The following is a 9,873-nucleotide window of genomic DNA, read 5'->3' as shown; positions in this document are numbered from 1 at the left end:
GCCGGGTCCTCGGGGAGCTGGGAAAAATCAATTTCCTTGGCGTCAAACATGCCCTGAAGCTCCTCAAAGGTCAGCACATAGTCCACGTCGGACCGGACGGATTTTCGGTTGGCCTCCAGCTTTTTCGCAGCGCAGGGGCCAATAAAGCAGATGCGCGCGCCGGGATGTTCCTTTTTCACCATCCGGGCGGTAATCACCATGGGAGTGAGTGCCATGGAGATATAATCCTTGAAATCCGGGAAAAGCTTTTTTGCCATCATGCTCCATGCGGGACAGCAGGAGGTGCCCATAAAGGGCTGCTCCGCTGGAACCTTCTCCAAAAAGTCCTCCGCCTCCTCGATGGTGCACAAATCCGCACCCACGGCCACCTCCACCACGTCGGCAAAGCCGCAGCGGCGCATGGCAGCCTTCAGCTTTGCCGGAGAAGCGCCCTTTCCAAACTGGTTGACAAAGGCGGGAGCGACGCAGGCAATCACCCCATCATGGCGCTTCATGGCATGAATAATCTGAAAAATCTGGCTCTTGTCCGCGATGGCGGCAAAGGGGCAGTTTACCAGACACATGCCACAGGAGACGCACTTGTCATAGTTGATTTTGGCCCGGCCCCGCTCGTCGGATTCAATTGCGTCCATCCCGCAGGCAGCGGCACAGGGCCGCTCCAAATTGCTGATGGCGTGGTAGGGACACTGGTTGACGCAACGGCCGCACTTGATGCACTTGCTCTGGTCGATGTGGGAGTGCTTCATCTCGTCAAAATAAATCGCGTCCCTTGGGCAGACCGCCTGACAGGGATGAGACATACAGCCCTGGCAACTGTCGGTCACCCGAATCCGCTTGGTGGGACACGCGTTGCAGGCAAATGAAATTACGTTTACCAGCGGTTCTTCAAAAAATTTGTCGTCTGCCGACGCCGCCTCCTCGATGCCCGCGCTGGCGGGAGCCCGCACGTCCACGGGCTGGAGCGGCAGTCCGCAAGCCAGTCGGACACGCTCCTGCACAATGGCCCGGGCCAAAAAGACGTTGCTGCGATACTGAGAATCCTCTCCGGGGACAATGCTATAAGGAATCATGTCAACGCGGGAATAGTCCCCGCCCTCATAGGCAATCTTTGCCACCTCGGTAAACACGTTCCGCCGGATATCATCTACGGCGCTGTGAATGCCACGCACTGTTCTTTTCCTCCAAATGTTCGTTGTTCGTTTCGATCTTTCCTCATGTGCCCTAGATTATACAGGAGAGGGCAAATAACTGCAAGTGAAAAGTCTGACAATGTGGTTTCATTTTTTTTAAAATATGACGAAACTTGTGCAAATCATGTCCGCACTTGACTGTTTTTTTCATCATTCTTTTTTGGGGAGCGAGCAGGGGATTTCCGCCGTCTCCGTTTTAACCGAAAAGTTCAGCTTCTCTTAAGGAATTTCCTCTATTCTGCTTTTGATAAAAAGGGCATCGGCGGGGAGCAGATTGACCTGACGGCTGCAAAGCTTTATAATAAATGCATTTATATGCTTTGTCCGCCGTTTTGGCGGCGCAAGCTCCGATAAAGAAAGGGGTTCCCCCATGAACAAAAGACGCAAGCGGACGCTTTTACTTCTGCTCCTTGCCGCAGCCGTGCTGGCGGCGGCAGTGTTGGCGGTACGATCCGCGAAAAATCGCCGGAATCAGGAAGAGGCCAATTCCTCGGGCTCCTCCTCCGGCATGATAAGCGACGGCGCGGCCTATAAGTCGATTTCTTACCACAACGGCAGCGCCACGCTGTCCTTCGCCATGAGTAAAGAAGGGGAGTGGTATTGGACCGACGATCCGGACTTTCGGTTGAATCAGGACTATCTTATTCAAATGATGGACACCCTCTCCACCCTGAAGCCCCAGCAGACCATCACCGACGGGGGCGCGCCGGAGGATTACGGCCTTTCGGAACCCACCCGGACGCTGAGCGCCACCGCGGCCAACGGGCAGCTTACCACGCTTGCTTTGGGTAACGCCACCTCTGACGGAAACAGCTATTATATGCTGATGAATGAGTCGGAAACTCCCATTTTCATTATCTCCGACGAACTGGTCAAAGAGATGTCCGTGGGAATTTACGACATGCTTCTTCTCCCCGAACTTCCGGCCCTGACGGAGGACAAGCTGGGTTCCGTCACTCTGTCCGGGGCCATGACGACCGAGCTATCCGCTTTCCGCGCGCAGGCTCAGCCCGACGAAGGCGGAGACGGATCCTCTCCTGAAAGCGGAGGCAGCGTCACGTGGCTGTGCGACGGTGTCGACGTGACCGCCGACGAGCAGGTGCAACGCGTGCTGGAACAGCTTTCAACGCTGCGTCTGGACGCCTGCGTGGACTACCGCCCCTCCGACGGAGCGGCCGCCCTGTGCGGCTTTGACGCGCCCGCCGCCACTGTCACGGTGAATTACACCGGCGACGGCAATACCGCCCAAACTCTGACACTGCTCATAGGCAATCCGGTGCTGGGCGGCGACGGGCGATACGTCCGGGTGAACGACGACTCCACCATTTACAGCATGGCGGCGGACAAGCTGGACGCACTGCTGGCGGTGGCAGGGAGCGGGCTGGACGCAGCCTCTTTTTCCGGGGGCTGAGCGCCGATTTTAACAAATCCAGCATTTGAGGGAAGGGAACGGTTTCCCGTCCATCTTTTGAATTTCTGTGAAGGGGGCGCTTTTCCATGCGCGTGTTAATTGTAGAGGATGAGGTGCGCCTTGCCGCGACGCTGCGGGATCTGCTGGAGCTGAACGGCTACACCGCCGACGTGAGCCACGACGGGGAGAGCGGGCTTGACAACGCCCTCACCTCTATTTACGATGTAATTTTGCTGGATGTGATGCTGCCAAAGCTCAATGGGTTTGAAGTGCTTCGTTGCCTGCGGGCAGAGGGGAACGCCACTCCCGTGCTGATGCTCACCGCCCGCTCAGAACTGGATGACCGGGTGCGGGGGCTGGACAGCGGCGCGGACTATTACCTCACAAAGCCCTTTGAGCCAAAGGAACTGTTGGCCGCCATCCGGGCGCTGACCCGCCGGACCCCCGAGCTGCGGGACACCGCCACCCTGACTTGCGGCGATTTGAAGTTGGAGCAGTCCACCTTCACCCTCTCCTGCGCGGAGCGGTCCGTGCGGCTGAGCCGGAAGGAATTTGACATGCTGGAAATGCTGATGTTGAATCAAGGTTTGGTGCTTACCAAGGAAAAGCTACTGTTGAAGGTCTGGGGCTACGAGTCCGACGCGGAGGACAACAATGTGGAAGTCTATATCTCCTTTCTCCGCCGAAAGCTTCAGCACCTGCGCTCCACCGCCAAAATCATCACCCTGCGCATGGCGGGATACAGTCTGGTTCCGGAGGAGGAGACGCCATGATCCGAAGGCTCAGGCTTCAGGTGGTGGCGGTTTGCATGCTGCTGGTGACGGCGGTTTTGGGCGGTGCGTTCTTTTTTATGTACACCGCCGCCAGAGACAACATCCGCGATAGCACGCAGGAGCTTTTACGCCGGGTCGTTATCCGCGATCCCCGCGTGGACCGGGGACAGACCGGGATCATGATTGGCGGGGATCAGGTGCAGCTCCCCTATTTCACCGTGGAGGTCTGGGGAAATACCGTTTACGTCACCGGCGGAACCTATTCCGACCTTGAAAACACGGACACCCTGCGGGAGATTCTGCAAAGCTGCATGGAACAGGAGCGGGAGACGGGAAATATCCCGGCCTACAACCTCCGTTACCTGCGGGTAAACAGCGGGTTTTTTCAGCGCATCGCCTTTGTGGACGTCTCCATGGAAACCGCGTCCCTGCAATCCATGATCCGCTCCACGCTGCAAATTGGGGCGGCGGCCCTGCTGGTACTGCTGGGAATTTCCGTGCTGCTGGCCCGGCTGGTCACCCGCCCGGTAGGGCGGGCATGGAACCAGCAACGCCAGTTTTTGTCCGACGCGTCTCACGAGCTGAAAACGCCCCTGACGGTGATCCTCTCCAACGCGGAGCTTCTGGACGACGTTTCTCTGGAGGAGCGCCCCGCCCGCTGGGCGGACAACATTCTTTCCGAGGCGCGGCAGATGCGCTCTCTCGTGGAGGAGATGCTGACGCTGGCCCGGGCCGACAGTCTGGTTCGCACCGGCGTATTTTCTGAGGTTTCCCTCTCTGACGCGGCCACTGACTGCGCCCTTCTTTTCGAGCCGGTGGCCTTTGACGCGGGAAAATCGCTGGGCTGCGAGGGCATTGACCCGGACGTGCTTGTCACCGGCGATGCGGACCGGCTGAAGCAAGCCATTTCCGTTTTGCTGGACAACGCCATCAAATACGGCGCGGAGGGGACAAGCATTGCCCTTGCGCTTCGGAAAACGGACCGGCAGGCAAGGCTTCAGGTTGAAAATCAGGGGCCGCCCATTCCGCCGGAGCAGCTTCGCCGCTTGTTTGAGCGGTTTTACCGGGCGGATGCCTCCCGGGGGGAACAATCCGGCTTCGGCCTTGGGCTTTCCATTGCCCAAAGTATTGCCGCGGAACACAAGGGAACCTTGCGGGCCGAGTCGGACGAAGCTTCCACCCGATTTATTCTCACGCTGCCTCTGCTGCGGAAATAACGGCTTGCTTTGCGCGGCTGCGCGCCCCGACTCCGGGCGCGCAGCCGTATTTTTTATTCGGAAGTTTTCTTACTTTTAAAAGCGCGCATAATTTTTCCTTTCAGGGAAACCCTACCGAAAACAACATCGGAGGCGGCTTATGGATATCACTCCCAAGGAATATGCGCAGCTTGTCAAACAAGAATCGAAAAAATCCCCCATCGTAAAAAACACCATTCTGGCCTTTGTCATCGGCGGACTAATCTGCGTGGTTGGCCAGCTTATTCTAAACGGCTGGTCGGCAGCCGGTCTCGACAAGGAGGACGCGGGCACCGCAACCTCCTGCACGCTGGTGTTTCTCTCCGCTCTATTTACGGGGCTGAACCTTTATAACAAGCTGGCGAAATACGGCGGGGCGGGCACGCTGGTCCCCATCACCGGCTTTGCAAATGCCGTGGTTTCCCCCGCCATCGACTTCCGTAGCGAGGGCTTTGTCACCGGCATGGCGGCAAAAATGTTTTTGGTGGCGGGGCCGGTCATTGTGTTCGGCACGCTGGCCTCCGCTATTTACGGCGTGATACTGATGCTTTTGAAGTAAGCTGCGAAAGCCCCTGCACTCCAAGAAAATACGAAAAAAGAAAGAGCCGGCGCAGCGGAGTGCGGCGGCTCTTTTTCCCTGTTTGGATGGTGGGAATTTGACGCGTATTTTCCGGGGGATTTTGAAGTTTACATAACAGTGTGGAAAACCCGGTGGAAAATGTGCAAAACACAGAAACGCAGGTCAATTCCCGGGGTGACAAACGGATTATGAAAAATTTGGCTCCGGAACATTTCCGCCATAATACGCAATTTAGGATAAACATTTTCCGCATTTACCCCAGTCTTGAATTTTTTAACAGCGTATGGTACGATAATTCAGAATCAGAGGACAAAACGGAAAGGAAACAGGCAATGGCGTCAAAAAAGGACTATGGCAACGAAAGCATCTCTTCTTTGAAGGGCGCGGACCGGGTACGCAAGCGCCCCGGCGTGATCTTCGGCTCCGACGGGCTGGAGGGCTGCGAGCACGCAGTATTTGAGATTTTATCCAACGCCATCGACGAGGCACGGGAGGGGCACGGCAGTCTCATCACCGTCACGTCGTACAAGAACGGCTCCATTGAGGTGGAGGACCAGGGCCGGGGCTGCCCGGTGGACTGGAACGAGAAGGAGAGTCGCTGGAACTGGGAGCTGGTATTCTGCGAGCTGTACGCCGGCGGAAAATACGACAACAACACCGGCGATAACTATGAATACTCCTTGGGGCTGAACGGTCTTGGCTCTTGTGCCACTCAATACGCCTCCAAATATATGGATGTGACCGTCCGGCGGGACGGGAAGAAATACACCCTGCACTTTGAGCAGGGTGAGAATGTCGGCGGCCTGCACGAGGAACCTGCCGACCGGGGCAAGAAAACCGGCACCACCATTCGGTGGCTGCCGGATTTGGACGTGTTTACGGACACCGCCATTCCCCCGGAATACTTTACCGACGTGATGAAGCGTCAGGCCGTGGTGAACGCGGGAGTCTCCTTCCGCTTCCGCCGCGAGACGGAGACGGGAAAGTTTGAGACGGAGGACTTCGTCTATCAAAACGGCATTGTGGACTATGTGACGGAGTTGGCGGGGGAGGGAAGCCTTACTGCCCCCGTATTCTGGGAGACGGAGCGTCGGGGCCGGGACCGGGCGGACAAGCCGGAGTACAAGGTGAAGCTCAGCGCGGCCTGCTGCTTTTCAAACAAGGTGAACGTCACCGAGCACTATCATAACTCAAGCTTTCTGGAGCATGGCGGCAGCCCGGAAAAGGCGGCCAAGTCCGCCTTTGTCTCCGCGCTGGACCAGTATCTGAAACAAAACAGCAAGTACCAGAAAAACGAGAGCAAAATTACCTGGACGGACATTGAAGACTGTCTGGTGCTGGTGTCCAACAACTTTTCCACCGCCACCAGCTATGAAAACCAGACGAAAAAGGCCATCACCAACAAGTTTGTGCAGGAGGCCATGACGGAGTTTCTGCGGAGCAATCTGGAGATTTACTTTATCGAAAACCCCTTCGACGCGGAGAAAATCGCCGAGCAGGTGCTCATCAACAAGCGCAGCCGGGAGAGCGCGGAAAAGGCCCGGCTGAACATCAAAAAGAAGCTCTCCGGCAGCATTGATATCGCCAACCGGGTGGAAAAATTCGTGGACTGCCGCTCAAGGGATGTGGGCCGCCGTGAAATTTACATCGTGGAGGGCGACTCCGCTCTGGGCAGCGTGAAAATGGGCCGGGACGCGGAGTATCAGGGCATCATGCCCGTCCGGGGCAAGATTTTGAACTGCCTAAAGGCTGACTACGCCCGGATTTTCAAAAGTGAAATCATTACCGACCTGATGAAGGTGCTGGGCTGCGGAATTGAAGTCAAGGACAAGCACGTAAAGGATTTGGCGGAGTTTGATCTGGGGAACCTCCGGTGGAACAAAGTGGTCATCTGCACCGACGGTGACGTGGACGGCTTCCAGATCCGCACACTGATTCTTACCATGCTCTACCGTCTCACCCCCACCCTGATTCGCGAGGGGTACGTCTACATCGCGGAAACCCCCCTGTTTGAAATCCACAGCGGGGAAAAAACCTGGTTCGCCTATTCCGACAGGGAGAAAAACGACATTGTTCGGGATTTAGCCGGAAAGAAAATGAAGGTGGACCGGTCCAAGGGTCTGGGCGAGAACGAGCCGGAGATGATGTGGCTTACCACCATGAACCCGGAAACCCGGCGGCTCATCCGGGTGCAGCCTTCCGACCTTGACGAGACCGCCCGGGTGTTTGATCTCCTGCTGGGGGACAACCTTCAGGGCCGGAAGGACCACATTGCGGAAAATGGCTTTAAATATCTGGAAGTGGCGGACATTTCCTGATGGGCTTGCCAATTTTTGCGCCCACGCCCCACCATACCACAAGAAAGCAGGCGGCGGCCGCCGCAAATGAGGATTGATACGAATGCCAAAGAAGAAAAAACCGGAAGATGAAATCTCCCGGGAAGTAAACCCCAACGTCCTTGGCCTGCATGCCGCGGTGGAAGACCAGCCCATCGTGGACACGCTGGAAGTCAATTACATGCCCTACGCCATGAGCGTCATCGTCTCCCGGGCCATCCCGGAGATTGACGGATTCAAGCCCTCCCACCGGAAACTCCTATACACCATGTACAAAATGGGGCTTTTGACCGGCGGGCGGACCAAGTCCGCCAACATTGTGGGCCAGACCATGCGCCTCAACCCTCACGGGGACGGGCCTATCTACGAGACAATGGTGCGTCTCAGCGCGGGCTACAGCGCGCTGCTGACCCCTTTTGTGGACTCCAAGGGCAACTTCGGCAAGGTCTATTCCCGGGACATGGCCTATGCCGCCAGCCGATACACCGAAGCAAAGCTGTCGGCCATCTGCTCTGAAATTTTCCGGGACATTGACAGTGACGCAGTGGACTTTATCGACAACTACGACAACACGATGAAGGAACCTGCGCTCCTGCCCACCAACTTTCCCAACATACTGGTTTCCGCCAACAGCGGCATTGCCGTTGGCATGGCATCCCAGTTCTGCGGATTCAATTTAAAAGAGGTTTGCGACACCACCACCGCCTATCTCAAAAACCCGGACTGCACCTTGACGGACACCCTTCTGGCTCCGGATTTTCCCACCGGCGGCGAGCTGATCTGCGAACCGGCTGCGCTGGAGGAAATTTACCGCACCGGACGGGGCGGCGTGAAGGTTCGGGCCAAGTGGCGCTATGTCAAGGACCAAAATCTGATTGAAATTTACGAAATTCCCTACTCCACCAGCATCGAGGCAATTCTCGACAAGGTGGCAGAGCTGATTAAGGCCGGAAAAATCAAGGAGATTGCCGACATGCGGGACGAGACGGACCGCACCGGCCTGAAGCTTACCATCGACCTCAAGCGGGGCACGGACCCGGACCGGCTGATGGCCCGGCTTTTCAAAATGACCTCTTTGCAGGATACGTGCAGCTGCAACTTCAACGTGCTGATTGCCGGGATGCCAAAGGTTTTGGGCGTGCGGGCGCTGCTGGAGGAGTGGTGCGCCTGGCGGCGGGAGTCCGTCCGCCGGAGAGTGTTCTTTGTTCTGGGCAAGAAAAAGGAGAAGCTGCACCTGCTCAAGGGCCTGCGCCGGATTCTGCTGGACATTGACAAGGCCATCAAAATCATCCGGGAGACGTCGGAGGAGTCCGAGGTTATTCCCAACCTGATGATCGGCTTCGGAATTGACCAAATTCAGGCGGAATATGTGGCGGAAATCCGTCTGCGGAACATCAACAAGGAGTATATTCTAAAGCGGGTGCAGGAAACCGACGCCTTGCAGGACGAAATTACGGACTTAGAGGACCTGCTGGAAAGCCCCCGGCGCATCAAGAAAGTGATTATCGACGAGCTGGAGGATGTGGCAAAGAAGTACGGCAAACCCCGCCGCACCGCGATTATTTACGGCCATGAGGTGGAGGACTTCCACGAGGAGGAGCAGGTGGAGGATTACCCGGTGAGCGTGTTCCTCTCTCGGGAGGGGTACTTTAAAAAGATCATTCCCGCCTCCCTGCGAATGAACAGCGAACAGAAGTTCAAGGACGGGGACGCACTGCGCCAGTCATTTGAAACCTCCAACGCATCGGAGATTATGTTCTTCACTGACAAATGCCAAGTCTACAAGTGCCGCATCTACGACTTTGACGACGCCAAGGCCAGCGTTCTGGGGGATTACCTCCCCTCGAAGCTGGGAATGGACGGGGAGGAAAGCCCGGTCTTTGCCTGTCTGCCGGGGGACTATGCGGGCGCGCTGCTGTTCTTCTTTGAAAACGGCAAGGCGGCCCGGGTAAATCTTTCGGCATATCAGACCACCTCCAACCGACGCAAGCTGACGGGAGCCTATTCCGACAAGTCGCCCCTGTCCTCCATTCTGCGGCTGGACCGGGAGGAGGAACTGACGGTTTATTCCAGTGAGCCACGGGTTTTGATTTTCAACACCGCGCTGCTCTCTCCCAAAACGACTCGCTCCACGCAGGGCGTGGCGGTGATGACCATGAAGCCCAAGTACCATTTGGAGCGGGCCGTTTTACTGGAAGAGAGTCCCATCGTGAATCACAGCCGCTATCGCGTGCGGGCGGTGCCCGCCGCTGGATCGCTGCTTCGGGAGGAGGACTGCGAGGAAAAGCAGTTGGGACTGCTGGACTGATGCTCAATGCGCCGGGCTTTTAAGGCCCGGCAGAAGGCGC

7 protein-coding genes are annotated in these 9,873 nt (G+C 56.9%); 6 read left to right on the top strand and 1 reads right to left on the bottom strand.

The features are described 5' to 3' along the window. On the bottom strand, positions 1-1,169 hold a 1,169-nt coding region (locus RTK01_RS07200), incomplete at its 3' end, for a monomeric [FeFe] hydrogenase (RefSeq protein ID WP_312280324.1). Positions 1,170-1,560: 391 nt separating this feature from the next. Here RTK01_RS07200 and RTK01_RS07195 point away from each other — a divergent pair. From RTK01_RS07195 to RTK01_RS07170, 6 genes are all read left to right on the top strand, one after another. Then, on the top strand, positions 1,561-2,601 hold the full coding sequence (locus RTK01_RS07195) for a DUF4340 domain-containing protein (RefSeq protein ID WP_312280323.1): 1,041 nt from the start codon (positions 1,561-1,563) through the stop codon (positions 2,599-2,601). Between the two features lie 86 nt (positions 2,602-2,687). Continuing rightward, positions 2,688-3,374 carry a response regulator transcription factor gene (locus RTK01_RS07190; protein WP_312280322.1) on the top strand — a complete coding sequence of 229 codons (687 nt, stop codon included), beginning with the start codon at positions 2,688-2,690 and terminating at the stop codon, positions 3,372-3,374. After that, on the top strand, positions 3,371-4,591 hold the full coding sequence (locus RTK01_RS07185; protein ID WP_312280321.1) for a HAMP domain-containing sensor histidine kinase: 1,221 nt from the start codon (positions 3,371-3,373) through the stop codon (positions 4,589-4,591). Before RTK01_RS07190 ends, RTK01_RS07185 begins: the two co-directional genes overlap by 4 nt. A 139-nt stretch (positions 4,592-4,730) precedes the next feature. Further along, complete coding sequence (gene spoVAC, locus RTK01_RS07180; RefSeq protein ID WP_312280320.1) at positions 4,731-5,168, top strand: stage V sporulation protein AC; 438 nt, start codon at positions 4,731-4,733, stop codon at positions 5,166-5,168. 353 nt (positions 5,169-5,521) lie between these two features. Next, positions 5,522-7,507, top strand: coding sequence for a toprim domain-containing protein (locus RTK01_RS07175; protein ID WP_312280319.1), 1,986 nt, complete (start codon positions 5,522-5,524; stop codon positions 7,505-7,507). Positions 7,508-7,589: 82 nt separating this feature from the next. After that, on the top strand, positions 7,590-9,833 hold the full coding sequence (locus RTK01_RS07170) for a DNA topoisomerase (ATP-hydrolyzing) subunit A (RefSeq protein WP_312280318.1): 2,244 nt from the start codon (positions 7,590-7,592) through the stop codon (positions 9,831-9,833). Positions 9,834-9,873 lie beyond the last annotated feature (40 nt).

It is taken from the genome of Oscillibacter sp. (assembly GCF_031978065.1).
Lineage (GTDB): Bacteria > Bacillota > Clostridia > Oscillospirales > Oscillospiraceae > Oscillibacter.
Note: the sequence above shows the minus strand (reverse complement) of the source record. Positions and strands in the feature narration are given on the sequence as shown.

Bases quoted from the DNA above. Each gene is read 5' to 3' on its own strand.
- spoVAC (WP_312280320.1), top strand. From the start codon at position 4,731: ATGGATATCACTCCCAAGGAATATGCGCAGCTTGTCAAACAAGAATCG.
- RTK01_RS07185 (WP_312280321.1), top strand. From the start codon at position 3,371: ATGATCCGAAGGCTCAGGCTTCAGGTGGTGGCGGTTTGCATGCTGCTG.
- RTK01_RS07175 (WP_312280319.1), top strand. From the start codon at position 5,522: ATGGCGTCAAAAAAGGACTATGGCAACGAAAGCATCTCTTCTTTGAAG.
- RTK01_RS07190 (WP_312280322.1), top strand. From the start codon at position 2,688: ATGCGCGTGTTAATTGTAGAGGATGAGGTGCGCCTTGCCGCGACGCTG.
- RTK01_RS07170 (WP_312280318.1), top strand. From the start codon at position 7,590: ATGCCAAAGAAGAAAAAACCGGAAGATGAAATCTCCCGGGAAGTAAAC.
- RTK01_RS07195 (WP_312280323.1), top strand. From the start codon at position 1,561: ATGAACAAAAGACGCAAGCGGACGCTTTTACTTCTGCTCCTTGCCGCA.